The sequence below is a fragment of the Streptomyces venezuelae genome (genome assembly GCF_008642315.1).
GTDB lineage: Bacteria > Actinomycetota > Actinomycetes > Streptomycetales > Streptomycetaceae > Streptomyces > Streptomyces venezuelae_D.
On the sequence record NZ_CP029192.1, the window covers coordinates 6,801,759 to 6,825,797 of the forward strand.

Annotated in this window: 27 protein-coding genes; 20 read left to right on the forward strand and 7 right to left on the reverse strand. The window is 71.5% G+C overall.

The window, feature by feature from the left end:
* The first annotated feature begins 1 nt into the window (after nt 1).
* From sufC to DEJ48_RS29940, 6 genes are all read left to right on the forward strand, one after another.
* A complete protein-coding gene (gene sufC / locus DEJ48_RS29915) occupies nt 2-766 on the forward strand; it encodes a Fe-S cluster assembly ATPase SufC (protein ID WP_055566802.1) in 765 nt (254 codons plus the stop codon).
* Complete coding sequence (locus tag DEJ48_RS29920) at nt 763-2,019, forward strand: cysteine desulfurase (protein ID WP_150166478.1); 1,257 nt, start codon at nt 763-765, stop codon at nt 2,017-2,019. Before sufC ends, DEJ48_RS29920 begins: the two co-directional genes overlap by 4 nt.
* A 16-nt stretch (nt 2,020-2,035) precedes the next feature.
* A complete protein-coding gene (sufU, locus tag DEJ48_RS29925; protein WP_150219306.1) occupies nt 2,036-2,506 on the forward strand; it encodes a Fe-S cluster assembly sulfur transfer protein SufU in 471 nt (156 codons plus the stop codon).
* A complete protein-coding gene (locus DEJ48_RS29930; protein ID WP_030358830.1) occupies nt 2,503-2,841 on the forward strand; it encodes a metal-sulfur cluster assembly factor in 339 nt (112 codons plus the stop codon). Before sufU ends, DEJ48_RS29930 begins: the two co-directional genes overlap by 4 nt.
* 117 nt (nt 2,842-2,958) lie before the next feature.
* Complete coding sequence (locus DEJ48_RS29935; RefSeq protein ID WP_150219307.1) at nt 2,959-3,279, forward strand: DMT family transporter; 321 nt, start codon at nt 2,959-2,961, stop codon at nt 3,277-3,279.
* Complete coding sequence (locus tag DEJ48_RS29940; RefSeq protein WP_150219308.1) at nt 3,279-3,833, forward strand: TetR/AcrR family transcriptional regulator; 555 nt, start codon at nt 3,279-3,281, stop codon at nt 3,831-3,833. Before DEJ48_RS29935 ends, DEJ48_RS29940 begins: the two co-directional genes overlap by 1 nt.
* A 45-nt stretch (nt 3,834-3,878) precedes the next feature.
* On the opposite strand, the gene DEJ48_RS29945 is transcribed toward DEJ48_RS29940, so the two are convergent.
* The gene (locus DEJ48_RS29945; protein ID WP_150219309.1) at nt 3,879-4,769 is read right to left on the reverse strand and encodes a winged helix-turn-helix transcriptional regulator; all 891 of its coding nucleotides are present in this window, start codon (nt 4,767-4,769) and stop codon (nt 3,879-3,881) included.
* Nucleotides 4,770-4,862: 93 nt separating this feature from the next.
* Here DEJ48_RS29945 and DEJ48_RS29950 point away from each other — a divergent pair, with 93 nt between their 5' ends.
* From DEJ48_RS29950 to DEJ48_RS29970, 5 genes are all read left to right on the forward strand, one after another.
* Entirely contained in the window at nt 4,863-6,119 is a 1,257-nt protein-coding gene (locus tag DEJ48_RS29950; protein WP_150219310.1) for an MFS transporter, read from the forward strand.
* A 9-nt stretch (nt 6,120-6,128) separates the two neighbouring features.
* The gene (gene dapD / locus DEJ48_RS29955; protein WP_150219311.1) at nt 6,129-7,118 is read left to right on the forward strand and encodes a 2,3,4,5-tetrahydropyridine-2,6-dicarboxylate N-succinyltransferase; all 990 of its coding nucleotides are present in this window, start codon (nt 6,129-6,131) and stop codon (nt 7,116-7,118) included.
* A 35-nt stretch (nt 7,119-7,153) separates the two neighbouring features.
* Nucleotides 7,154-7,774, forward strand: coding sequence for a hypothetical protein (locus DEJ48_RS29960; RefSeq protein WP_223832252.1), 621 nt, complete (start codon nt 7,154-7,156; stop codon nt 7,772-7,774).
* Nucleotides 7,775-7,932: 158 nt separating this feature from the next.
* Entirely contained in the window at nt 7,933-8,496 is a 564-nt protein-coding gene (locus DEJ48_RS29965; RefSeq protein WP_150219312.1) for a SigE family RNA polymerase sigma factor, read from the forward strand.
* Nucleotides 8,493-9,719: a WD40 repeat domain-containing protein gene (locus DEJ48_RS29970; RefSeq protein WP_150219313.1), complete on the forward strand. Its 1,227-nt coding sequence runs from the start codon at nt 8,493-8,495 to the stop codon at nt 9,717-9,719. The genes DEJ48_RS29965 and DEJ48_RS29970 overlap by 4 nt, the downstream gene beginning before the upstream one ends.
* Here DEJ48_RS29970 and dapA read toward each other — a convergent pair whose 3' ends face one another.
* Nucleotides 9,720-10,634, reverse strand: coding sequence for a 4-hydroxy-tetrahydrodipicolinate synthase (dapA, locus tag DEJ48_RS29975; RefSeq protein WP_150219314.1), 915 nt, complete (start codon nt 10,632-10,634; stop codon nt 9,720-9,722).
* 148 nt (nt 10,635-10,782) lie between these two features.
* Between dapA and DEJ48_RS29980 the strand changes: the two genes are divergently transcribed.
* The 7 genes from DEJ48_RS29980 to DEJ48_RS30010 all read left to right on the forward strand — a co-directional run bounded on the left by DEJ48_RS29980 (nt 10,783) and on the right by DEJ48_RS30010 (nt 15,495).
* Complete coding sequence (locus DEJ48_RS29980; protein WP_411757495.1) at nt 10,783-11,205, forward strand: phage holin family protein; 423 nt, start codon at nt 10,783-10,785, stop codon at nt 11,203-11,205.
* The gene (locus tag DEJ48_RS29985; protein ID WP_150219315.1) at nt 11,202-11,894 is read left to right on the forward strand and encodes a DUF3618 domain-containing protein; all 693 of its coding nucleotides are present in this window, start codon (nt 11,202-11,204) and stop codon (nt 11,892-11,894) included. Before DEJ48_RS29980 ends, DEJ48_RS29985 begins: the two co-directional genes overlap by 4 nt.
* Nucleotides 11,894-12,160: a DUF4235 domain-containing protein gene (locus tag DEJ48_RS29990; RefSeq protein WP_150219316.1), complete on the forward strand. Its 267-nt coding sequence runs from the start codon at nt 11,894-11,896 to the stop codon at nt 12,158-12,160. Before DEJ48_RS29985 ends, DEJ48_RS29990 begins: the two co-directional genes overlap by 1 nt.
* A 70-nt stretch (nt 12,161-12,230) precedes the next feature.
* Nucleotides 12,231-13,019 carry an SDR family NAD(P)-dependent oxidoreductase gene (locus DEJ48_RS29995; protein ID WP_150219317.1) on the forward strand — a complete coding sequence of 263 codons (789 nt, stop codon included), beginning with the start codon at nt 12,231-12,233 and terminating at the stop codon, nt 13,017-13,019.
* 51 nt (nt 13,020-13,070) lie between these two features.
* Nucleotides 13,071-13,871, forward strand: a complete 801-nt coding sequence (locus DEJ48_RS30000) for an SGNH/GDSL hydrolase family protein (protein WP_150219318.1) — start codon at nt 13,071-13,073, stop codon at nt 13,869-13,871.
* Nucleotides 13,872-13,964: 93 nt separating this feature from the next.
* Nucleotides 13,965-14,588 (forward strand): antibiotic biosynthesis monooxygenase, encoded by a 624-nt coding sequence (locus DEJ48_RS30005; RefSeq protein ID WP_150219319.1) that lies wholly within the window; start codon nt 13,965-13,967, stop codon nt 14,586-14,588.
* A gap of 73 nt (nt 14,589-14,661) precedes the next feature.
* Nucleotides 14,662-15,495, forward strand: a complete 834-nt coding sequence (locus DEJ48_RS30010; RefSeq protein ID WP_223832253.1) for an SRPBCC domain-containing protein — start codon at nt 14,662-14,664, stop codon at nt 15,493-15,495.
* Between the two features lie 21 nt (nt 15,496-15,516).
* On the opposite strand, the gene DEJ48_RS30015 is transcribed toward DEJ48_RS30010, so the two are convergent.
* Nucleotides 15,517-17,376 (reverse strand): endonuclease/exonuclease/phosphatase family protein, encoded by a 1,860-nt coding sequence (locus DEJ48_RS30015; RefSeq protein ID WP_150219320.1) that lies wholly within the window; start codon nt 17,374-17,376, stop codon nt 15,517-15,519.
* 224 nt (nt 17,377-17,600) lie between these two features.
* On the opposite strand from DEJ48_RS30015, the gene DEJ48_RS30020 reads away from it, so the two are divergent.
* Entirely contained in the window at nt 17,601-19,052 is a 1,452-nt protein-coding gene (locus tag DEJ48_RS30020) for a hypothetical protein (RefSeq protein WP_150219321.1), read from the forward strand.
* A gap of 97 nt (nt 19,053-19,149) precedes the next feature.
* Here the strand turns inward: DEJ48_RS30020 and DEJ48_RS30025 are convergent, their stop codons facing one another.
* The 4 genes from DEJ48_RS30025 to DEJ48_RS30040 form a co-directional block, all read right to left on the reverse strand.
* Nucleotides 19,150-19,605 carry a hypothetical protein gene (locus DEJ48_RS30025; RefSeq protein WP_150219322.1) on the reverse strand — a complete coding sequence of 152 codons (456 nt, stop codon included), beginning with the start codon at nt 19,603-19,605 and terminating at the stop codon, nt 19,150-19,152.
* A 26-nt stretch (nt 19,606-19,631) separates the two neighbouring features.
* Entirely contained in the window at nt 19,632-20,795 is a 1,164-nt protein-coding gene (locus DEJ48_RS30030) for a S1 family peptidase (RefSeq protein WP_223832254.1), read from the reverse strand.
* 66 nt (nt 20,796-20,861) lie between these two features.
* Complete coding sequence (locus DEJ48_RS30035) at nt 20,862-21,059, reverse strand: hypothetical protein (RefSeq protein ID WP_190537674.1); 198 nt, start codon at nt 21,057-21,059, stop codon at nt 20,862-20,864.
* A gap of 170 nt (nt 21,060-21,229) precedes the next feature.
* A complete protein-coding gene (locus tag DEJ48_RS30040; protein WP_411757553.1) occupies nt 21,230-21,997 on the reverse strand; it encodes an SDR family NAD(P)-dependent oxidoreductase in 768 nt (255 codons plus the stop codon).
* Nucleotides 21,998-22,124: 127 nt separating this feature from the next.
* Between DEJ48_RS30040 and DEJ48_RS30045 the strand changes: the two genes are divergently transcribed.
* Nucleotides 22,125-23,579, forward strand: a complete 1,455-nt coding sequence (locus tag DEJ48_RS30045; protein WP_150219325.1) for an alkaline phosphatase PhoX — start codon at nt 22,125-22,127, stop codon at nt 23,577-23,579.
* Nucleotides 23,580-24,039: the final 460 nt, after the last annotated feature.

Here is a 24,039-nt window from a genome sequence, read left to right on the forward strand (position 1 = left end):
CATGGCAACGCTTGAAATCAAGGACCTGCACGTCACCGTCGAGGCCGACAACGCCACGAAGGAGATCCTCAAGGGCGTCGACCTGACCGTGAAGCAGGGCGAGACCCACGCCATCATGGGCCCGAACGGCTCCGGCAAGTCGACGCTCGCCTACTCGGTCGCGGGTCACCCCAAGTACACGATCACCCAGGGCAGCGTGACCCTCGACGGCGAGGACGTCCTCGAGATGTCCGTCGACGAGCGCGCCCGCGCCGGCATGTTCCTGGCCATGCAGTACCCGGTCGAGGTCCCCGGCGTCTCGGTCTCCAACTTCCTGCGCACGTCGGCGACGGCGATCCGCGGCGAGGCCCCCAAGCTGCGCACCTGGGTGAAGGAGGTCAAGTCCGCGATGGAGCAGCTCCAGATGGACCCGGCCTTCGCCGAGCGCAACGTGAACGAGGGCTTCTCCGGCGGTGAGAAGAAGCGCCACGAGATCCTCCAGATGGAGCTCCTCAAGCCGAAGATCGCGATCCTCGACGAGACGGACTCCGGTCTGGACGTCGACGCGCTGCGCCAGGTCTCGGACGGCGTCAACCGCGTCCGCGAGACGGGTGAGGTCGGCACCCTGCTGATCACGCACTACACCCGCATCCTGCGCTACATCAAGCCCGACTTCGTGCACGTCTTCGCGAACGGCCGCATCGCCGAGTCCGGCGGCGCCGAGCTCGCCGACAAGCTGGAGGCCGAGGGCTACGAGGCCTACACGAAGGGTGGCGCATCCGCGTGACACAGCTGCCGGGCCTCCTCGACACCGAGGCGATCCGCAAGGACTTCCCGATCCTGGATCGCACGATCCACGACGGCAAGAAGCTCGTGTACCTGGACAACGCGGCGACCTCGCAGACCCCGCGCCAGGTCCTCGACGTACTGAACGAGTACTACGAGCAGCACAACGCCAACGTTCACCGCGGCGTGCACGTCCTCGCCGAGGAGGCCACGGCGCTGTACGAGGGCGCCCGTGACAAGGTCGCGGAATTCATCAACGCGCCCAGCCGCGACGAGGTGATCTTCACCAAGAACGCCTCGGAGTCGCTGAACCTCGTGGCCAACATGCTGGGCTGGGCCGACGAGCCCTACCGCGTGGACCACGAGACCGAGATCGTCATCACGGAGATGGAGCACCACTCCAACATCGTCCCGTGGCAGCTGCTCTCGCAGCGCACCGGCGCGAAGCTGAAGTGGTTCGGCCTCACCGACGACGGCCGCCTGGACCTCTCCAACATCGAGGAGGTCATCACCGAGAAGACGAAGATCGTCTCCTTCGTGCTGGTCTCCAACATCCTGGGCACGCACAACCCGGTCGAGGCCATCGTGCGCCGCGCCCAGGAGGTCGGCGCGCTCGTCCTCATCGACGCCTCGCAGGCCGCCCCGCACATGCCGCTGGACGTGCAGGCGCTGCAGGCCGACTTCGTGGCCTTCACCGGCCACAAGATGTGCGGTCCGACGGGCATCGGCGTGCTGTGGGGCCGGCAGGAACTCCTGGAGGACCTGCCCCCGTTCCTCGGCGGCGGCGAGATGATCGAGACCGTGTCGATGAACTCGTCGACGTACGCGCCCGCGCCGCACAAGTTCGAGGCCGGCACGCCGCCGGTCTCCCAGGCCGTGGGCCTGGGCGCGGCCGTGGACTACCTCTCGGCCATCGGCATGGACAAGATCGCCGCGCACGAGCAGGCGATCACCGAGTACGCGGTCAAGCGCCTCCTGGAGGTCCCCGACCTCCGGATCATCGGCCCGACCACGGCCGAGGAGCGCGGCGCCGCGATCTCCTTCACGCTCGGCGACATCCACCCGCACGACGTGGGCCAGGTCCTCGACGAGCAGGGCATCGCGGTGCGCGTGGGTCACCACTGCGCGCGCCCCGTCTGCCTCCGGTACGGAATTCCTGCGACCACGCGAGCGTCGTTCTATCTGTACTCCACGCCCGGCGAGATCGACGCTCTCGTCGACGGCCTGGAGCACGTACGGAACTTCTTCGGCTGAGGGGCTGGCTGGGAACGTGAAGCTGGATTCGATGTACCAGGAAGTCATCCTGGACCACTACAAGCACCCGCACGGGCGTGGTCTGCGCGATGGCGACGCCGAGGTGCACCACGTCAACCCGACGTGCGGCGACGAGATCACGCTGCGCGTCAAGTACGACGGGTCGACGATCGCCGACGTGTCGTACGAGGGCCAGGGCTGCTCCATCAGCCAGGCCAGCGCGTCCGTCCTGAACGACCTCCTGGTCGGCAAGGAGCTCGGACAGGCGCAGCAGATCCAGGAGGTCTTCCTGGAGCTGATGCAGTCCAAGGGCAAGCTGGAGCCCGACGACGCGATGGAGGAGGTCCTGGAGGACGCGGTCGCGTTCGCCGGGGTCTCCAAGTACCCGGCACGCGTGAAGTGTGCTCTGCTGAGCTGGATGGCGTGGAAGGACGCGACAGCGCAGGCGCTGGGCAACGACGCCGTCGCTGAAAGGAAGACCGCATGAGCGAGAACGAGACCCTGACCACGAAGCCCGCTTCCGAGGAAGAGGTCCGCGAGGCGCTGTACGACGTCGTCGACCCCGAGCTGGGCATCGACGTCGTCAACCTCGGCCTGATCTACGGCGTGCACATCGACGACGCCAACATCGCCACGATCGACATGACGCTCACGTCCGCGGCCTGCCCGCTGACCGACGTCATCGAGGACCAGGCGAAGTCGGCGACGGAAGGCATCGTCAACGAGCTCCGGATCAACTGGGTCTGGATGCCGCCGTGGGGCCCCGACAAGATCACGGACGATGGGCGCGAGCAGCTTCGGGCGCTCGGGTTCAACGTCTGAGCGACACCGCTGCCGCGAAGCCCCCCGGAGATCCTCCGGGGGGCTTCGTCGTGCCCGCTTCCGTTCCGGTCACGCTTTTGTGTACGGGTGTACGCATCGATATGTACACTCGTACGCATGGGATACGCACTGCTGGCCGGCGCCATCGCGGCGGAGGTGGCCGGGACGACCGCCATGAAGTACAGCGAGGGGTTCAGCAGGCTGTGGCCCTCGCTGATCACGGTCGTGGGGTATCTGCTCGCCTTCTCGCTGCTCGCGCAGACCCTGAAGACCCTGTCCGTCGGCACGGCCTACGCGATCTGGGCCGGGATCGGCACCGCCGCCGTGGCCGCCATCGGCATGATCTTCCTGGGGGAGTCGGCCAACCTGGTCAAGGTCGCGGGCATCGCGCTCGTCATCGCGGGCGTCGTCGTGCTCAATCTGGGCGGGGCCCACTGATGGGGCGTCGTTACGATCCCGAGCGTCGGCAGCGGATCATCGACGCGGCGATCCGGGTCGTCGGGGCGAGGGGCATCGCCGGGCTCAGTCACCGCTCGGTCGCCGCCGAGGCCGACGTGCCGCTCGGCTCGACCACGTACCACTTCAAGACGCTCGACGAGCTGCTGATAGCCGCGCTGCGGCAGAGCAACGAGGGCTTCGCGAAGGTCATGGCCGCCAGTGACGTGTTCGAGGATCCGACGGCCGACCTCGCCGACCTCGCCCGGGGGCTCGCCAGGGTTCTCGGCGAGTGGTTCGCGGGGGAGCGGGCCGGGGTCGAGCTGGAGTACGAGCTCTATCTCGCCGCCGTGCGCAGGCCCGCGCTGCGGCCCGTGGCCGCCGAATGGTGCGCGGGCCTCACCGAGGTCATCGAGCGCCGCACCGACCCGGTCACCGCGCGCGCCCTCGTGGCCCTGATGGACGGGATCAGCCTGCAAGTGCTGCTCACGGGGGCCGAGTACAACGAGGAGTACGCGCGGGAGATGCTCGGCCGGCTGCTGGTCCGGAAGGATTGAGGCCTGTCGCACGGCTGGAGGGCCTCCCGCCCCGGGACTCGTCCCTCACTCGGTGCGCGACGCCAGGTCCCTGACCGTTCGCAGCGCCGCCTCGACGCTCGCCGTGACGTCCGTGACGGGGTACTGCACGTCCCGTACGGTCCGGTCGCCGTCGAGCACCAGCGTCAGCCGCTTGAGGCGGCTCACGCCCGCCGCGCGGAACGTCGGCAGGCGCAGGGCCGCGGTGAGCGCGAGTTCCGCGTCCGAGAGGAGCGGGAAGCGCAGGCCCTCCTTCTCCGCGAAGGCCCGCTGTTCGTCGGGGCGTTGTGACGACACCCCGTGCACCGTCGCGCCCGCCGCGGTGAACTCCGCGAGCTGGTCGCGGAACGTGCAGGACTCCAGCGTGCAGCCGCGTGCGCCGGGGATTCCCGCCCAGCCGGGCGGATACGCGTCCTTGCGGGCGTACGCGCCCGGGAAGCAGTACAGGACCGTGTACGGGGTGTCCGCCGAGACCGGGTCCCGCGGCTCGCCGTCGTGCCCCGCGAGCCGCAGCTCCGGCAGGCGCGTGCCGAGCAGCGCGTGCACCCGCTGCGCCTCCCGTGAGGTCTCCGCCGCCGTCGCCATCGTCTCTCCCTCTCCCAGCACCCAGGTGTCCCCCCAGTCCTGGAGGGCGACCAGGACGGGCAGCAGCGCGCGACCGCGCGGCGTCAGGCGGTACTCGTGGCGCACGGGGCGGTCCTGGTAGGGGACGCGCGTGACGACGTCCGCCTCCACCAGGAGCTTCAGCCGTTCGCTCAACACCTTCCGGGACACGCCCAGTTCGCGCTGCATCTCGTCGAAGCGGCGCACGCCCCGCGCCGCGTCGCGCACGATCAGCAGGGTCCACCAGTCGCCGACGACGTCCAGCGCCTGCGCGATCGCGCAGTGGTCGTCGTCGAGTCGGGTCCGTTGCGCCATGGCGCCCATGCTGACATAGTCCGTTCCCAAACGGAACTGACTCCCGGAAGGTGGCCTGCCGGGGGTCGGCTCACCGATCTGCCGGGGGGCGGCGTGCGTGATGTGCCGAGGACCGTGTGGCTGCTCGCCGCCGGCCAGTTCTTCAACATGGTCGTGGCCTTCACCTTCGTCTACTTCTTCGTCTATCTGACGGACGAACGCGGCCTCCCCGTCGCCCAGGCCGGGCTGATCAGCGGCATCGGCGGCGTCGGCATGGTCGCGGGCAACTTCACCGGCGGCTGGTTCGGCGACCGCTCGGGCCACCGGCGCGTCCTGCTCGCCGGGTCGCTGATCGGCGGCGCGGGCGTGCTGGCGCTGCCGTCGCTGCCGGTCGCGCTGCTGTACGTCGTACCGCCACTGAGCCAGTACGCGGGCGGCTGCGTACGCGCCGCCACCGGCGCCCTCGTCGCCGTCTCCGTGCCGGAGGGCGCACGCCGTCAGGGGTTCGCGGTCGTCCGTTTCGCGGGCAACGCGGGCTTCACCGTCGGGCCGCCGCTCGGCGCGCTCCTCATCGCCCACACCTCGTACACCTGGCTCTTCGTCATCGACGGGATCGGCACGCTGGTCTTCGCCGCGTACGCCGCGCGGGTGCTGCCCGCCCGCGGTACAGCGCGTTCCGGGCCGGACCGTCCGGATGCCGGGGAGGGGGCGCGGCACGGTGTCTTCGCCGCTCTGGGCGAGCGACCCGCCGTGGTCGTCCTCCTCGTCGCCATCCTCCTCACCGACCTCGTCTACCGGCAGCAGTACTCGACCCTCCCCGTCGACCTGGACCGGCACGGACTCGGCACGGGCGTCTACGGCTGGCTCCTCGCGATCAACGGCGGCGTCATCCTGCTCCTCGAACTCCCCGCCACCCTCGCCCTGCGCGACCGGGCGCCGCTGCGCATCATCGGGTCCGGGCTGCTGCTCGTCGGCGCGGGCTGCGGCGTGCTCGCCCTCGGCACGGGGCTCGGCACCGCCGTGACCATGATGCTGCTGCTCACCGCGGGGGAGATCCTCTACAAGACACCGGCCACCGCGTACGTCGCCGATCACGCGCCCGCGCACGTGCAGGGACGTTTCCAGAGCCTGTACTCGGGCGTCTCGGTCAGCGGCGTCGTGCTCTCGGCGCCGCTCGGCGGGGCGCTCTACTCCGTGGCGCCCGGCCTGCTGTGGCCGGTCTGCGCGGCGCTCGCCGGGGTGGCGGGATGCCTGGTCCTCGCGGCGGGGCGGGGCCGGGCGCGGCAACCGATCGGTGCCGTGGCGGCGAGCGGCGCCACGGGCGGCCCGGACCTTGAGACCGGTTCGCCCGCGCGGCGCACCTCCGGTTAGGTTTCACCCATGACCGACACGAACGCTTCCCGCACCACCGGCGCCGTCGCCGCAGGCCTCGCCACCGTCACCGCCGACGGCACCGTTCTCGACACCTGGTTCCCCGCCCCCGAGCTCGTCGCCGAACCGGGCCCCGCAGGCAGTGAGCGGCTCACCGCCGAGCGCGCCGTGGAACTGCTCGGTGAGGGCGCCGGCAAGGCCATCGGCCCGGACGCCCGCCGTGGCGTGGAGATCATCGCTGTCCGTACGGTCATCGGCTCCCTCGACGACAAGCCGCTGGACGCCCACGACGTCTACCTGCGCCTGCACCTGCTCTCGCACCGCCTGGTCAAGCCGCACGGCGTGAACCTCGACGGCCAGTTCGCCTTCCTCGCCAACGTCGCCTGGACCTCGCTCGGCCCGGTCGCCGTCGACGACGTCGAGAAGGTGCGGCTCAACGCCCGCGCCGAGGGCCTCCACCTCGCCGTGACGTCCATCGACAAGTTCCCGCGCATGACGGACTACGTCACGCCGAAGGGCGTCCGCATCGCCGACGCTGACCGCGTGCGGCTCGGCGCGCACCTCGCCGAGGGCACCACGGTCATGCACGAGGGCTTCGTGAACTTCAACGCGGGCACCCTCGGCACCTCCATGGTCGAGGGCCGCATCTCCGCGGGTGTCGTCGTCGGCAACGGCTCGGACATCGGCGGCGGCGCCTCCACCATGGGCACGCTCTCCGGCGGCGGCAACGTGCGCATCGTCATCGGCGAGCGCTGCCTGGTCGGCGCCGAGGCGGGCGTCGGCATCGCGCTGGGCGACGAGTGCGTCGTCGAGGCGGGTCTGTACGTCACCGCGGGCACGCGCGTGACCATGCCCGACGGACAGATCGTCAAGGCCCGCGAGCTCTCCGGCGCCTCCAACATCCTCTTCCGCCGCAACTCGGTCACCGGTACCGTCGAGGCCCGCCCGAACAACGCGGTGTGGGGCGGTCTGAACGACGTGCTGCACAGCCACAACTAGTCGCGACCGACCGACGCCGTCTCAGGGGGAACCACATGAACAGAACGGGTGCGAGAGCACTGGCCGTCGGCGCCGCCGCGGTGCTCGGCCTGGTGGCCGGGTGCGGACAGAGCGTGGGCCAGCCCCGCGACGACGCCCACGGCGCCGCCCGTGGCGGCACGCACCAGGTGACGAGCGCGGCGACCGGCGACCACAGCTATCCGCTGCGCAAGAGCGACATCCCCTGGAGCGGCAGCCCCAGCCCCTTCAACGCGCAGGTCAAGCTCGCCGACGGGCGCCGCGTGGCCATGCACTACATGAAGGGCCAGGGGCTGTTCGTGCAGGACTACAGCCCCAGCGCCAAGGGCTGGTCCAAGCCGGCCGTCGTGTACAAGACGGCGACCGACGCCTGCCAGGGCATCACGCTCAAGGCCAAGGACGGCACGGTCGCGGCCTTCGGCGACTTCGCCAGGTACTGCGCGGACGGCGAGCCGCCGACCGAGTCGGTCGCCGCGGTGGCCGTGGGGCCGCTGACCAAGTGGGACAAGCACCTCACGAAGGACTTCGACGGCTGGGAGAAGATCGTCGTCGCCCCCGGAGGCAAGAAGGTCACGTTCAGCCGGGGCGGCGACACGCTGCGCTGGACCAAGGCGGCGGGCTTCCCCGCGAACCGCTGACACGCATCTCGACCGGAGCGGCCACCCCCTTTGCGGGGTGGCCGCTCCGTTTTCTTCGCGCGTCGACTTTCTGCGCCGAAGAGGCATAGCGGGGGACGCCCGGACCCGTCCTCATCCATGCGGGAGGGCAACAGGCCCACCAGGGAGCGAAGGTGACGATGGATGCCCATGAGCAGGACAGTTTCCGGGAATTCGTGGCGACCAGATCGTCGGCGCTGCTGAAGACCGCCGTACTGCTCAGCGGGGGCGACCGGCACGCGGGTGAGGACCTGCTGCAGAACGCGCTCGTCAAGGCGGCCGGGCGGTGGCAGCGGATCGACGAGCCGGAGGCGTACGTACGCCGGATCCTGTACCGGCAGCAGGTCAGCCGCTGGCGGCTGAAGTGGCCGCGGCGCGAACTTGCCGTCGCCGAACCGCCGGAGCGTGCCGCGTCGGGGGACGGCACGGCCGCGGCGGAGCTGCGCATCGTGATGCGCGGGGCCCTCGCCAAGCTCACCGCACGGCAGCGGACCGTACTCGTCCTGCGCTACTACGAGGACCTGCCGGAGGCGGAGGTGGCCGCCGTGCTCGGCTGCTCCGTCGGCACCGTGCGCAGCACCACGCACCGCTCGCTCGCCCGGCTCCGCAACCTCGCGCCCGAGCTCGCGCAGCTCGACAGGTCCGGCCCAGCCGGGGCTTCCCCCCACTCCCGTGACTTCTCGCCCATGGAGGTATCACCGTGAACGTGGCAGAACTGGTCCGTGAGTCGCTGCGGGAGCAGGCGGACCAAGGGCCGCCCGTGCCGGGGAACTTCGCCGACCGCGTGCTCGCCGTGCGCCGACGGCGCAGGACCCGGGCGCTCGTGGGCACCTCGCTCGCCGTGGTCACGGCCGCCGTCGTGGGCGTGACGGTGCCCACCATCGGCAAGGACTCCGCGGACAAGGGCCCGCGCCCGGCCAGCGAGCTGCAGACCGACGACGTCATCGCGCGCCCCGGCCAGACACCGCCGCGTGACCTGATCGCCGCGGGCGGCACGGCGCTCGCCGCGTACAGCACGAGCGAGGACGTCGAGCAGCCCGACGGCGACGCCGTCATCACCCGTACCTACCGGCTGCTCGACCAGAAGACCGGCACCTACCGCGAGGACCCCCGCTGGTCGTGGGTCGACGTCGCACCCGGCATGCGGACCGCCGTCGTCCTGGAGCGGGGGCTCCCCGCCGATCGGATCGGTCTGCTGAACCTGATCACGGGCAAGGTGGAGCGCTGGCTGCCCGTGCAGCACGGGGTCGGCGGCGTCGAGTTCTCCCCCGACGGCAGGAAGCTCGTCGCGACCACGTACGCGGAGAACCCCGACCGGCTCGACAAGGACCGGCCGATCAATGACGGCAAGAGCGAGAGGCCCGGGCCCGCCGACCCGAGCAGGACCGGCTTCTACGTCCTCGACGTGGCCTCGGGGAAGGGCAGTTGGAGCGAGGTGAAGACCAAGCGCGGCGGCTTCGGCATGTCGGACCTCAACACCAGGCAGGACTTCGGCTTCAGCGAGGACGGCTCGCTGGTCTACTCGGGGCTCCTGCGCGCGCCGAACCAGCAGTACTACGACTTCCAGGGGCGGAAGAAGAGCACGCCCCCGCGGGAGCGGCACCTGTCCTGGTTCGTCGACGCGCGGCTCTCCCCGAACGGGAAGCTCGCCGCCGGTGACTTCGCGGGCAGCGCCAAGACCACCGCCACCGAAGTCCTCGACCCCCTCACCGGCAAGCGGGTCGCCAAGATCCCCGGTCAGCAGCTGCTCGCCTGGGCCGACGACAAGCGGCTCATCGCCTGGGACATCGCACCCGGTACGAGCGAGTACCGCAACCGGCTCGTCCTGGTCACCGTCGGGAGCAAGAAGACCGTCCCGCTCAGCGGCTTCCGGTCGTCGAAGGCCGACGGGGTCAAGCGCTGGACACCGATCTTCGCGAAGCGCTGATCACCCCGTCGCCGGGCCCTTGACGGCCCGTGCCCTCTCGTACGCGGCAAGCAGCCCGTCGGTCGCCTCACGGCCGGCGGGCAGCAGCGGTGCCCGCACCGGCCCCGACGGGAGCCCGAGCACGCCGAGCAGTGCCTTCGCCGTGACGGTGCCCGGCAGGCCCGACGCCATCATCGCCTCGATCAGCGGGGTCGCGGCCAGCTGCGCCCGGCGCGCGCCCTCCGTGTCGCCCGCGTCGAACGCGTCGAAGACCTCCCGGGGGCGGCCGGGAAGCACGTTGGCCACCGTGCTGACACAGCCCGCGCCGCCCACCGCGTACAGCGCCAGGTTGAACTCGTCGCAGCCCGCGTAGTACGCCAACTCCGTGCGGGACATGACCTTCTGGCTGCCGAGGATGTCGTACGCGCAGTCCTTCACGCCGACGACGCGCGGATGGTCCGCGAGCCTCAGTATCGTCTCCGTCGCGATGCGGGTGCCGGTGCGGCCCGGGATGTCGTAGAGCAGTACGGGCAGCCCGCAGGCGTCGGCGACCGTGCGGAAGTGCGCCTCGACGGCGTCCTGCGGAGGCAGGCTGTAGGACGGGGTGAGCACCAACAGGCCGTCGGCGCCCGCCTTTTCGGCCTCCAGCGCCTGTTCGACGGCGTGCCGGGTGTCGTTGCTGCCGACGCCCGCGACGACGGAGGCACGGTCGCCGACCGTGTCGGCCACGGCTCGGACGAGAGCCGCCTTCTCGGCGTCCGAGGTGGTCGGCGACTCGCCCGTCGTACCGGACAGGACGAGTCCGTCGCAGCCCCGCGACACGAGGTGGTCGGCGAGACGCCGCGCGCCGTCGAGGTCGAGGGCCCCCTCGGCGGTGAAGGGAGTAATCATCGCGCAGAGGGCGCGGCCGAAGGGCGCCATGGTTCGGGAGGTCATGGAGGCAGTCTCGGTACGCCGGTGCGCAAGCTCCACTTAATTCTCCTACGAGGTAATGGACAGGAACGCTAAGGGACCGGAGACCGGCGGGGATAGCGTCGCCAGGTGCGGGTACTCGGCCGTCCCAGCCAGAAGGGAGGCGGACCCCGTGACCGGGACCATGGGCGAGCAGCCGACGCGCGATCACGCGCAGCACTCGGTGGGAGAACTCGTCGAGCGCGCCACCGCGCAGCTTTCGGACCTCGTACGCCAGGAGATGCGGCTCGCCGGACAGGAGATGGCGGCCAAGGGCAAACGCGCGGGACGCGGCGGAGGGCTCCTCGGAGCGGCCGGCGCGGTCTCGTACATCGGACTCATGGCGCTCGCGGCCACGGCGGTCGCGGCACTCGCACTGACGCTGCCCGTCTGGGGCGCGGCCCTCATCGTCACCGGCGTGCTCTTCGTCGTGGCCGGGGTGCTCGCCGCGATGGGCCGCAAGCAGCTGGCCCGCGCGGTGCCCCCGGTGCCGCAGGAGGCGATGGACAGCGTCAAGGCGGATGTCGAAGAGATCAAGGAAAGGGCGCACCGATGACGGACACCCCCAAGGACGCCAAGGACGCCAAGGGCGCTGCCGCGAAGAAGGACGCGGGCGCCGAGGGATCCGACGAACTGCGCCGGCAGATCGAGGAGACCCGCGGAAACCTCGGCGAGACCGTCGAGGAACTCGCGGCGAAGGCGGATGTGAAGGCCCGCGCCCGGGAACGGGCCGCGGCGGTGAAGGACCACGTACAAGGGACGGCGGCACAGGTGAAGGACAAGGTGACGGAACAGGCGGCGCGCGCCAAGGGCAAGGCCGCGGACGGGGCCGGACAGGCGAAGGACGCCACGGCTGAAACCGCGGCAGGCGCCAAGACCATGGCGGCCGATGGCGTGGCAGGCGCCAAGAGCAAGGCGGCCGAGGGCGCCGCACGGGCCAAGGGCCTGGCGGCGGAAGGCGCGGGACGCGCCAAGGGCATCGCGGCCGAGGGCGCGGGTCGTGCCAAGGGCGCCGTGCTGGAAGGCAAGGCGCGCGCGGAACAGTACCCCGCCGTGGTCCAGGCCGAGGAGAAGGTGGCCGAGGCCGCGCGCCGCGTACAGGAGGGCGCGCCCGAGCCCGTGCGGGCCGCCGCGAGCGGCGTCGCGCGGATCGGCGGCCGCCACCCGCGGACGGTCGCCGCGGCCGGGGCGGGCGTCCTGGTGGCCTGGCTGCTGCTGCGCCGCGGGAAGCGGAACGGCCGCTGATGAGTGGGACCAAGATCCTCTACAAGCCGCTCGGCATGGGCTTCGGCATGCTGGGCGGCGCGGTCGCCGGTGCGGTGTTCCGCCGCACCTGGAAGGCGGTGGCGGGCGAGGACGACGCGCCGGACGCGCACGACGAGGACCGCTCCTGGAACGAGATCCTCATCGCCGCCGCGCTCCAGGGGGCCATCTTCGCCGTGGTCAAGGCGGCGGTGGACCGCGGCGGCGCGATCGGGGTGCGGCGCGTGACGGGCCGCTGGCCGGGCTGACGGCCGTGCCGTGTCTGGCATGATCGGCGCGGGCGCCGACAGGCCGGACCGACACGGAGGCCAAGGCACGATGAACAACACTGAACACAGCAGCACCACCGACGGCGGCGTAGGCGCCGGCCGGGACGAGCGGCGCGTCGCTCTGGTGACGGGCTCCTCGTCCGGCATCGGCGCCGCCGTCGCCCGCCGCCTCGCCGCCGCCGGCGTCCGCGTCGTCGTCAACTCCGCCCGCTCGGTCGAGGCGGGCGAGAAGCTGGCGGCCGAACTGCCGGACGCCGTCTACGTACAGGCGAGCGTCGCCGACGAGGCGGACGCCGCGCGGCTCGTGCGGACCGCCGTCGACACGTACGGCCGCCTGGACATCCTGGTCAACTGCGCGGGCACCACCCGCTTCATCGACCACGACGACCTGGAGGCGGCGAGCCCCGGCGTGTGGCGGGAGCTGTACGACGTCAACGTCATCGGCGTGTGGCAGACCATCACCGCGGCCGTCCCGCACCTGCGCGAGAGCGGTGCGGGCAGCATCGTCAACATCTCCTCGCAGGCGGGTGTGCGCCCCAGCGGCAGCTCGATCCCGTACGCGGTCAGCAAGGCTGCCGTGAACCACATGACCAAGCTGCTCGCCAAGACGCTCGGCCCGGCCGTGCGGGTCAACGCGGTGGCGCCCGGCATGATCGACACGCCGTGGTTCGACGGCGTCGAGGGCATCGAGGCGTCCATGGAGGCGGTGGCACAGCGGCTGCCGCTGGGCCGCGTGGGCCGTCCTGAGGACATCGCCGAGGCGGTCGTCGACCTGACCAACTCCTCGTACATCACCGGAGAAGTGCTGCTCGTCGACGGCGGCGGCCACCTCCTGTAGACCGGCCGGGGCCGCGTTGACGGGGCCGTACGCCCGGAGGAAGCTCGGGCCATGGCCACGACGCAGCAGCATCCGTACGCGCGGTACGTCGCGATCGGTGACAGTCAGACGGAGGGCCTCGGGGACGGCGACGAGGAGCGCGGCTACCGCGGCTGGGCCGACCGGCTCGCCGAGATCCTCGCCGCCGGGCACCCGGACTTCACCTACGCCAACCTCGCGGTGCGCGGCCGCAGGACGGCGCTGATCAAGGCGGAGCAGCTCGGCCCCGCCCTCGCGCTGAAGCCGGATCTCGTGACGGTCATGGCGGGCATGAACGACCTGGTGCGTCCCGGCTACGACGCGGCGCGCGTCGCCGCGGACGTCGAGGAGATGTTCACCGAGCTCACCGCGGCGGGCGCGCACGTGGCCACCGTCACCTTCCCGGACATCGGCCGCGTCTCGCCGCTGGCGCGGCGCGCGCTGCCCCGCGTCCTGGACCTGAATGCCCGGATCCGCGCGGCCGCCGACCGGCACGGCGTGATCGTCTTCGACACGTTCCCGCACCGCATCACCACCGACCCGCGGCTGTGGAGCCGCGACCGCATGCACGCGAGCCCGCTCGGCCACGCCAGGATCGCCGCGGGCATGGCGGACGCGCTCGGCCTCGACGGGCACGAGAGCTGGCTGAGCCCGCTGCCGCCGCTGGCTCCCGTGTCGGTGCTCGGGGCGGTGACGGCGGAGGCGCGCTGGTTCGCCGGGTTCATGGGCCCCTGGATGTGGCGGCGGGTGCGGGGACGCTCGTCGGGCGACGGCAGGGAGGCGAAACGCCCGGCGCTGGAGGCGGTGACGGCGGCGGGCCACGAACGGGCTTGACCTCGACCATGGTTGAGGTCGGAGTGTGGTGCGTGCAGGGGGGCGGCCGACCGCCCCCGCACCCGAATTCGACCGAGACGGACGGATCACGCCATGCCCGCGACCACCACCCTCAGCACCGGCACCCTCCCCGACCCGGCCCGCGCCGACGGAGGCCTCACCTTCATCAGTACGTGGAGCACCGGCTCGCCCGAGCGGCTCCGGGCCACGCTGGACGCCGTCGCGAAGGCCTGGGAGACCCGCCCCTGGCCGCACGAAGGGCTCCTCGCCTACACGGTGTACGCGGGCTCCGACGGGTCGACCGTCCTGCACTACTCGCAGTGGCGGGACGAAGAGGCGTACCAGGACTTCTTCGCGGGCGCCGCCAACGGCAGGGACGCCAGGAACACGGAGATCGACGCGGCCGTGCCCGGCATCGAGCGGCTCGGGCTCAACAAGACGCGGCTGTACCGCAGTTGGACAGGGGGCGGCGGAGATGGGTCCGGCACGGTGGCGATCACCCTGACCGACTTCGAAAGCCCCGACCCCGAGGGGCAGCGCGCCTGGTCGGACCGGGCCGTCGAAACCCTGGACGAGGGCACCGCCGACAGCTCCGGCCCGTACGCCGCGCACTTCCACCTCACCCTGGACGGCAAGCGCGTCGTCACCTACGCGGAGGGCGGCGGAGAAGGCGCCCGGTACCGCTTCGCGTACGGCTTCGTACCGAGCAAGGCGTAGATTTTCCCCGCCCCGCACCGCAGGCCTCCCCGCTCTCCTGGACAGCCCCTGGAGGCGGCGGGACGGTGGAGCCATGAGCGGGGACGGGAGGGCCGGCCGGGGCAGGCCGCGCAGACGCAGGCCCGGCAAGGGGGAGTCCGCCGCCGACGGCCCCGCCGCGACGGGCGGCGACGGCGGCGGGGGCAAGGCCTTCGAAATCGTCAGGGAGCTGGAGGTCGAGGGCTCACCGGCCCGGCTGTGGGCCGCCCTCACCACCGGCACCGGAGGCTGGCTGTGGCCCATGGAGTACGAGCCCCGCGAGGGCGGCGCCGCCCCCTCCGGAGGCACCGTCACCCGCTGGGACCCGCCCCACCGCCTCACCGCCCGCGTCGAGGACCCGGACCGCATACCCGGCCAGACCCTCAACGAGCTCGACCACGTCATCGAGCCGCGCGACGGCGGCCGCCGCTCCTGGCTGCGCCACGTGCACAGCGGCATCTTCACCGGCGACTGGGACACGCGGTACGAGGGCGCGGTGCAGCACACCGACTTCTACCTGCACACCCTGGGCCAGTACATGGCGTACTTCGAGGGCCGCCCCGTCGCCTACTCCGCCCTGCACGGCCCGCGCGCCTCCACCGCCCCGGACGCCTTCGTCAGGCTGGCCAGGGCGCTCGGCCTGCCCGACGACGCCACGGACGGCGCGCGCGTACGGGTGCAGGCCGCGGGCGGCGAGCTGGACGCGGTGATCGACTTCCGCAGCCGGTACTTCATCGGTCTGCGCGCGGACGAGACGCTGCACCGCTTCTACGGCCGCAACCACTTCGGCGCCCCCGTCGGCGTCAGCGTGCACGACTTCGGCGCGCACGCCGACGCCAAGGGCACCGAACTGGCGTGGCAGGACTGGCTGGACCACCTCTACGGCTGAGGCGGCCCGGCCGGTGCACGGCTACGGCCTGAAGCGCAGCACCTGCGGGTCGTGGTCGCTGTTCTGCTCCGCGAACTCCGCGTTGATGTGCACGCTGTCGAAGCTGAAGTCGTCCGCGTCGCCCACTCCCGGGCTGGTCAGGATCTGGTCGAGGACCTGCGAGTTGCCCTGGTAGACGTATGAGTAGCGCTCGCTCCTCGGCAGCGACCGCACGGCGGAGCGCAGCGCGCCGCCGTCCTCCAGGGCCTTGGTGGCGGCCGAGAACTCGAAGTCGTTGATGTCGCCGAGCACGACGACGTCGGCGTTGCGCTGGACCTTGCGGATGTCCTTCACGAAACCGTTCACCGCCTGCGCCTGCAGCAGCCGCTTGGCCTCGGAGGAGCGCACCGGCGGCTGGTGGTGCGAGGTCAGCGACTCGTCGCCGCCCTTCGACCCGAAGTGGTTGGCGATCACGAACACGGTCCGGCCGCGGAAGGTGAACTCGCCGGCCAGCGGCTTGCGGCTGTCCGCCCACGCCGCGTTGGCCGGGTCGACGCGCCCGGGGGAGTGGCTCAGCGCGGCCCGTCCCTTCTCCCGCACGACCTCGGTGGGCGTCGTGGCGTCGCCGGGCGCGCGCTCGGTGAACGAGACCCGCTGCGGGTTGTAGAGGAAGACCTGACGGATGTTGCCGCCGGGCTCGCCGCCGTCCTTGTTGTTCTGCGGGTCGACGGACCGCCACGCGTAGCGCGGCCCGCCCGCGGCGACGATCGCGTCCGTGAACTTCTTCAGCGTCGCCTCCGCGGAGACCGTGCCGTCGTTCTTCGCCCCGTTGTCGTCCTGGATCTCCTCCAGGGCCACGATGTCGGGCGAGGAGAGGTTCGCGACGACCGCGCCCGCCAGCGCGTCGAACTTCGTCTGCGGGTCGGTCGGGTCGAGGTTCTCGACGTTGTACGTGGCCACGGCGAGCTCGCCCTTGGCCTGCTTCCGCGTCTTCTCGCGCTTCAGGCCCTTGTCGTCGACCTTGCCGAGCTCGCGCGCCACGAGGGTGTAGCCGCCGAACTGGTTGAAGTCCAGCGGGCCCACGGCGCCGCCGCGCAGGACGTCACCGACGTTCGCCTTGGGGAACGGCTGCTCGGAGACCGGGGCGAGCTGCTGGATCTGGAGCCGCCCGCCGTTCTGCGCGCCGTACGAGCCGTAGACGGTGCCGCCGCGCCGGTTCGGGTTCTCGTGCTTCTTCACCGTCACCCAGAGCTCGTTGTACGCGTCGGTCGCCCCGACGACGCGCGAGCTGTCGATCCGTACGTTCATGCCTTCAAGCGACTCGTACAGGTCGAGGGCGTACGAGCGCGGCTTCAGCGGCAGCGCGTTGATGCTGCCGCCCTGCGCGGGGTCGCCCGCGGGCGCGTAGCGGCTCGGCACGGACTCGGCGGTGACCGCGACCGGGGCGGGCAGCGCGTTGCCGGAGGACTCCACGGTCACCGTCGGCTTGGTGATCTGGGTCAGGGACTGGTTGCCGGATCCGGTGCCCCCGGGCACGTACTCGCCGACCGTGCCGGAGACCCGTACCGCGTCGCCCGCCTTCACCGTGAGCGGCGCGGAGCCCGTGAAGACGAAGATGCCCTCGCTGGTGGCCGCGTCGTCGTCGGCCGCGCCCTTGGCGGACTGGATCCAGAAGCCCTTGGAGCCGTAGCCGCGCACGCCCGTCACGATGCCGGGCACATCGCTGACCTGCTGCCCGGCCAGGGGCGACGTACGGGTGGTGCCCTGGATGTCGTGGATGCGGACCTCGTCGGCGGCGGCCGGGGACGAGGTGACGGCGAGCAGTCCCGCCGCCAGGGCGGCGGCGACCACGGCGCCGACGGCGGCTGATCTCGGAACGCGGGGCGACGATATGTGAGACATCAGGGAACTCCGGATGAGGGTGTGGGAACGAAGCTGCGGCAGTGCAGGGCCGGTCGGGCGCTCTACGCGCGTCAATCTCTTGTGTGACCAGGGGAGTTGTCAAGGTTCCGCGGGTGTTCCCGCGCTGTACGTTTCCTGACAGGGACATGAACCGGGCGGCATGGTCCCAAATCCGTCTAGGCTTGCCCACTGCAGAGCCCGTCCCTCCGGAGGAGAACCAGCCGATGTCCGTAAGCCCCGCCACCCTGCCGCCGGTGCTGCTGCACTCCGAAGCGGAACTCGCGCGGGCCGCGCTCGCCACGCCGCTGCTCTCCCGGGCCGTGCGCCTCGCCCGCTGGGCCGGACCCGAGACCCGCGTCGGCGCGGGCGGCGAGCTCGTCGACGCACAGCTCCCGGCCGCCGCGGCCGAGCTGGGCCTCTCGGCGGACGACCCCGACGCCGCCGCGTACGCGAGCGAGGCGTGGCGGGTCGCCGTGGACACCGGGCTCATCGACGTCACGGACGCCGAGGAGGAGGGCGCGGACGGCACCGTCACCCAGGGCGAGGACCTCGCGCTGCTCTCCGAGGGCAGCCCGCAGGACGTCCTCGGCATCTGGCTCGGCGCCCTCGACACCGTGTACGCGGACGCGACCGTGCCGGACATGGAGAACCTCCTCGACGTCCTGGAGGAGAACGGCGAGGTCGACTTCGACGAGCTCGGCTGGGACCCGCAGGCCGAGGCCGACTTCCTCGACGGTGTCCTCGGCAACCTCTACCTGCTCACCGTCGGCGACGCCGCGGGCGGTGAGAGCCCGGTGCCGCTGCCCGCGCTCGCCGCCTCGATGATCGTCCCCGACGACATGGGCGAGCCCACGGACGACATCCTGGAGCAGGTGTCGGACGCGATGATGAAGCTCGACGACCAGTTCCGGCTCTTCGAGCCGCTCGGCCTCGTCGAGTACCAGCCGGTCGACGAGGCGCTCATGGCCGACATCGACGACGAGGCCGCCCAGCCGGAGCCCGCCCCCGTCGACGACGAGGACGTCAGCCGCTACGGCATGGTCCGCCTCACCCCCCTCGGCCTGTACGGCGTGCGCGCCCGCATGCTGGAGGCCGGCGTCGACGCGCCCGCCGTCGGCGACCTCGCGGACAAGGGCGCGGACGCGCTGCTCGAAGGCACCTCGGGCTTCCCGCAGCACGCCGCGCAGGCCGAGATCGAGCAGTGGCTCGGACGGCACGAACCGCTGGTCGCCGCACGGGAGTTGCTGGCCGCGGCCCGCGGCTCCGACGAGGGCGCGCCGCTGCGCAGGCTCCGCTGTCAGCAGGCGCTCTCCCTCGTCGGCGACGAGGCGGAGCCCGCCCTGCGCGACGTCCTCGACGACCCGGAACTCGGCGGCCTCGCCCGGGTCTGGCTCGCCGAGCACGGAGCCTCGGACGTGCCCGCGCCGTCGGAGGAGCTCATCTTCTGGCTGACCATCGACACGCTCGCCGCGCAGCTCTCCGTCGAGGGGAACTCGGACGAACTGCAGGGCCTGGTCGAGGGCCTCGCCCAGCAGCACAGCGGCTTCTTCGCCACGGCGTGGCGCGTGGAGCACCCGGCCACGGCCGACGTCCTGGAGGCGATGGGCCGCCTGCACCCCGACAAGAAGGTGGCGAAGGAGGCCCGCAAGGCGGCGTTCAAGGCGCGAAACCTCTGAGCCCGTCCGGCGATTGAGGACGAGCCCGAAGGGCGATCGACGGCGCCTCGGGTGGGCCCGCAGGCAACGGTGCAGGCCCACCCGAGGCCCGCTCACATCAACATTCGTACCGAGTCGTGTGCTTGAACGACGACGTCGCCCCGTCGAACCCGTACGTCCCCCGGTACGCCGGAGGATTCTGGTACTCGCCCACGATCGTGATCGTGTTCGCGCACGATCCCTGCCCCGCGCGCTTCGCGTCGAGCCGGATCGTCTCGCCGATCGCGCCGCCCGTGATGTCCCACGGCGCGCCGCAGATGCCGGACGTGATCTGCCCGCCCGTCACCACATGCGGATACGTGTTGGGGTTGTACTTCACCTCGATGGCGAACGTGACCGCACCGGCGTGCAGCGTCAGCTTGCACTCCGTCGACAGGGCCTCGGCCGACACCTCGGCCATCGGCGCGGCGAACGCCTCGTCGCGCGTCTTGACCTCGGCGCCCTGCGGATTGTGGAAGCGGTGCTCCGACGTCCGCGACTGGCCGCCCTTCTGCTTACGTGCCTGAGTGGTCATGGAAAACCCTCCTCCCGTCCTGACCGTCAGGCCAGCAGCTCGGCGATCTCCACACGCAGCAGCGCGCGGACGTTCTCGATGTGGTTGACGATGGTCGCGACCGACGAACCGGCGAACAGCAGACCCACCGCGACGTCGTCCTGCGAGGTGACCAGCGAACCGGAGTCGCCGCCCGCGGAGATGTTCGTCGTGACGATCTGGTCCTTGAAGCGGGCCGTGCCCGCCGTGCCGTAGTTCACGTCGACCGTCGCGTCGACCGCGATGATCCGGCCGAAGCTGATGTTCGTGGTCCTGCCGGTCTTCTTGAGCAGGTCGCCGACGGCCACGTTGGCCTTGCGCCGCCAGGCCCGCGGGGCGCCGCTGAAGTACTGCTCGCGCGTCGCGTCCTGGAAGTCGACGGCGCCGAGCGCCGCGTCCACGACGTTGTTGTGCCGCTCCAGCGGGATCTGCGGGGCGAACTGGATCGTGATGAACCGCTCCAGGGTCGCGATGCGGTCGGCCGGGTCCTGGCCGCCGTCGAAGACGCCGGGCTGCACGATCGCGCTGCCCAGCTGCGCCCGGTTGGAATCGGCGAGCACGTGGTTGTTGGAGAGGATGTAGAACTTCGCCGGTACGCCGAGTCCCGCGCCGGGCGGGTCGACGGAGGCGCCGGGCAGGAAGTCGTAGACCACGCTGCCGAGCGTGCCCGCGGTCACCCGGACGTTGCCGACCGAGAAGCCCGAGGGGCACGGGCGCATCCGGCGCTTCAAGAGCTGCGGCTCGAACGCGCCGCGTCCCGCGAGCTCTTCGAGCTGCGGCTGCCCGAGGCCCGCCAGCTGCTCGCTGACGCTGCCGTCCGGTCCGTACGTCACCGAGGCGCGGTCCTCGGCGCGCCGGCCGCCGGCCCTGCTCTGCTGGCGCTGCGCCGCGATGTGGCCCACCGCGACGACGTCGGTCGGGGTGCCGTCGTCCATCTGGCGCGGGACGACGTCCCGCTCCGGCAGCATGGACTCCGGGACCTTCTGGGTGACGAACACGATGACGGCGGGCTCGCCGGTCGGCTCCCCGTCGCTCCACTTCACGCCGTGACCGAAGCCGACCACGTTGGAGAGCGGCTGCTGGGGCCGCAGGAAGTCGGACATCGCCTGCTGGCGGGAGCTGTCGCTCAGCTGACCGCCGGTGGGTCCTCGCATCAGTTCGGGCTGGCTCACCACGCCAGACCACCTCTTCCCCTTTGAAGGGTGGGAGTTCCGGGCGCGCCGGGGCTGCCGCTGCCGCTACGCCCCGCCGTTGTGGGCGTCGACTTCGCCGATGGCGAGCACGCGTACGGGGACGCCTTCGAGCGTGTCCGGAACCACGTCTGCGTCACGGAGCCGGTCACGGGGCACCAAGTGGGTGACAAAGACGACGATCACGTCCTGACCCGAGTGTTCGTCCCTGCCGGTGCCGACTCCGGTGACATTGGCCAGCCTCATCAGCCGGCCCTCATGGAGGCTGCGTGCCTGATGTGCGTCCACTCGGCTCGCCTCCCCGTGCGGGTGGTGCAGCACTGCACGTAGCTGATGTCTATTGCGGTGTGCATCCCGGGTCAAGGTGTTCTGCGGTGATTCTTGGCTTTACGTTCACGTACGCAGGTGCGACACGTTCACGTACGAAGGTGCGACGCGCCGTTGAGGTCGAGGACCGCGCCCGACGCCCACTCGGCGACCGGGGACGCCAGCCACAGCACGGCCGCCGCGATCTCCTGCGCCGTGCCCGCCCGCCCGAACGGGCTCTGCGCGCGGATCGCCTCGCCCTCCGCGCCGCTGAGGCGGTGCGCGACGCGTTCCGTTTCGAAGAACCCCGGGGCCACCGACGCCACCGCGATGCCGTGCGGCGCGAGGGACACGGCGAGCGACTGGCCGAGCGCGTGGACGGCGGCCTTCGTCGCCCCGTACGCCGGGTGGTCCGGCTCGCCGCGGAACGCGCCCCGCGAGCCGATGTTCACGATCCGGCCGCCCGTGCCCTGGTCGATCATCCGGCGGGCGGCGAGATGGCTGAGGTTCGCCGTGGCGAGCAGGTTCACGGAGACGTGCCGCTGCCACAGGGCCGCCCACTCCTCGTACGACGTGTCGGCGAGGGGGTGCGGGAGGTTCACGGCGGCGTTGTTGATCAGGACGTCGATGCCGCCGAGCGCCCCGGCCGCGCGGTCCGCGACGTCCGCCGCGCCCGCCGGGTCCGACAGGTCGCCGCCCACCAGCACGTGCCCCTCGCCCGCCAGCGAGTCGAACGTCGCCCGCGCGTCCTGCTCGCGCGACCCGTAGTGCACGGCGACCCGGTCGCCGTTCTCCGCGAAGGCCTGGGCGAGCGCGCGGCCGAGGCCCCGGGAGGCCCCGCTGATCAGGACGCGGCGACCGGTGCCGGACGGGTTCATGGGCAGGTTCATGGAAGGAGGCCCCTCGACGTCGAACGGTGTTCAACCGCTGTTTATACGCGAGCGGGACGGTGGCGCCGACAGCAGCCCGGCCGTACGAAGCCGCCTTCGCGCCCCAGGAGAAACGATGTCGCTCACCCGCAGGGATTTCGCCAGACACTCCGCGCTCACCGGGGCGGGGGTTGCCCTGGCCGGCAGCGTCGGCGCGCTCGCCACGGCCCCCGGCGCCCTCGCCGCGACGGACGTCGAGAGCGCGCACGACGCGGAGGAGGCCCGGGGCCACGGCCACCACGGCCCGGGTTACGGCCCGCTCGTCCCCGACCCCGAGGGCCTCCTCGCCCTGCCCGCCGGATTCTCGTACCGCGTCCTGACGCACAGCGGCAAGACCAAGCTGGAGAGCGGCGAGTTCACGCCCTCCAACCACGACGGCACCGCCACCTTCCGCGGCCCGCGCGGCACCACGCTCCTCGTCAACAACCACGAGCTGGGCGGCCCCCGCAGCAAGTGGAAGCATCCCGTACCGCTCACCGAAGGACTCGTCTACGACCCCGCGGCGTCCGGCGGCTGCACGGTCGTCGAGGTACGCCCCGACGGGCGCGTCGCCGAGTGGGTCGGCATAGCCGGCACCGCCACCAACTGCGCCGGTGGCAGCACCCCGTGGGGCACCTGGCTCACCTGCGAGGAGACCGAGGACCGGGCCGGCCAGAACGGCATGACCAAGGACCACGGCTACGTCTTCGAGGTCGACCCCCTCGACCGGCGCGCCAACCGCGCCCCCAAGCCCATCAAGGCCTTCGGCCGTTACGCCCACGAGGCCGTCGTCATCGACCCCAAGCGCGGCCACGCCTACCTCACCGAGGACGCCTCAGGGCCGAACGGCCTCCTCTACCGCTGGACGCCGCCGCGCGGCTTCGCACACGGCCGCGGCAGGCTGCGCACCCTCGCCGACGACGCGGGCGTCCTGAAGGCCCCCAAGTGCTACGACTCCGGCGGCCGCTTCGTCGACGACCTGTCCCGCGCCACGAAGATCGGCACGGTCTACGGCGTGGACTGGGTCGAGGTCCCCGACCGCGACGCGCGGACCGTGCCCGTGCGCCAGCAGTTCGACGACGGTGACATCACGCGCGCCCGCAAGCTCGAAGGCATGTGGTGGGGCGACGGCGGCGTCTACATCGTCGCCTCCTTCGCCCGCGGAGAAAGTCCCGTCCCGCACGACGGGCAGGTGTGGTTCTATCACCCGGGCCGCCGCACCCTCACCCTGAAGGTGCTCCTCGGCGTGAACCAGGACCCCGGCAGGGACGGCGCCTTCGACGGCCCCGACAACATCACCGTCTCGCCCTACGGCGGCCTCGTCATCGCCGAGGACGGCGACGGCATCCAGCACCTCTTCGGCGCGACGGAGCACGGCCGCACCTACCCGATCGCCCGCAACGAACTCAACGCGGGCACGGCGGAAAAGCCGGAGTACAGCGAGTTCACGGGCGTCACGTTCTCCCCCGACGGCCGCACCCTCTACGCCAACATCCAGACACCCGGCATCATGCTCGCGATCACCGGCCCGTGGAAGCGGCAGCGGCACTGACAGCCGACCCCCGTGAGAACCCTCGGCCGTAAAAACCCTTGGCGCCCTCGCAGTTCGCTCTCCTAAAGTGATGCACGTCCAGGTGCGAAGGCAGGACCTACTTCCACTCATAATGGAGAACCATCGTCGGTTCCGCCGAAATGAACTCTGGACACCACAACTTCATGCTTTTCCTGCACCTCCCGGTGCGCCGGCAGCGGCTACTTCCTTTCCAGAAAACACGCCGCCGCCACCCTGATCTCGGGAGGCAGCAGCTGGTGTGTGCCCGGTGCGCAGGCAACGGTTACTTCCTGGATCGGACGGTTGCGGGTTCGAGTCCCGTCATCGACTTCGGGTCGGTGTAGCTCAATTGGGTAGAGCATCTGGCATAAGTCCGTCGCCGCTTCTGACCTCGGGCACACTCCTGCCGTCTGTCTCCCCCTCTGCTTCTGTACGCCTTGCACGCAACGAATTCGGGGGA